The organism is Xanthobacter sp. SG618 (assembly GCF_012932745.1).
GTDB lineage: Bacteria > Pseudomonadota > Alphaproteobacteria > Rhizobiales > Xanthobacteraceae > Xanthobacter > Xanthobacter flavus.
In genome coordinates, this window is record NZ_JABBHL010000015.1 from 1 (window position 1) to 1,004 (window position 1,004).

Sequence of the window (1,004 nt, forward strand, 5' to 3'; positions counted from 1 at the left end):
GTGGCCAGCACGTCCGGCGCGGTGCGGGTGGCTTTCACCACCTCCAGCAGCTTCATGATGTTGGCCGGGGCGAAGAAGTGCAGGCCCACCACGTCCTGAGGTCGCGCGGTCGCGGCGGCGATGGCGTCGAGGTCGAGATAAGAGGTGTTGGTGGCGAGCACCGCGCCCGGCTTCGCGATCCGGTCGAGGCGGCCGAAGATGTCGGTCTTCACCGCCATGTCCTCGAAGGCGGCTTCGACGATGAGGTCGACATCGGCCAGCGCCGCATAGTCGCAGGCCGGGGTGAGGCGGGCGAGGCGCTCGGCCTTCCGGGCCTCATCGATGCGATTGCTCTTCACCTGCCGGGCATAGAGGGCATCGATGCGCGCGACACCGGCCGCAGCGGCCTCCGCATCGCGCTCCACCAGGGTCACAGGATAGCCCGCATCGAGCAGCGCCACGGCGATGCCCGCACCCATGGTGCCGGCGCCGATGACGGCAGTGGAGGACACGGACCGCGCCTTGGCGCCTTCCAGCCCCGGCACCTTCACCGCCTCGCGCTCGGCGAGGAAGAGGTGGCGCAGGGCCTTGGCTTCGGGGCTCTCGCGCAGGCTAAGGAAGGCGGCGCGCTCGGTGGCGAGGCCGGAGGCGAAGTCGCCGTCCTTCGACGCGGTGATGACGCGGATGGCCTCGGCGATGGCCGGCACGCCCTTCGCCCCCTTGAGCGCCTTGGCCGCGGCCGCGTCCTCCCCGGCCGGATCGCCGGCGGGGACCGGCAGGGCCGAGAGCCGGCGCTTGGCCACGGACGGCGCACGGGCGATGGCTTCGGCGAGGAGATCGCCCTCTACCACCGCATCGACGAGGCCCAGCGCCAGCGCCTCGCCGGCCTTCAGCACCCGGCCCTCGCAGACCAGTGCGATGGCCTGCGCCACCCCGACCAGCCGCACCAGCCGCTGGGTTCCCCCGGCACCGGGGATGATGCCGAGCCGGGTCTCGGTGAGCCCGACCAGCGCCTTGGCCGACCC

At 72.6% G+C, this 1,004-nt stretch carries 1 protein-coding gene; it reads right to left on the minus strand.

Annotated features, from left to right (window positions below):
* Window positions 1-1,004 (minus strand): 3-hydroxyacyl-CoA dehydrogenase NAD-binding domain-containing protein (locus FHT36_RS24150; protein ID WP_246702416.1); only part of this gene is annotated, 1,004 nt, incomplete at both ends.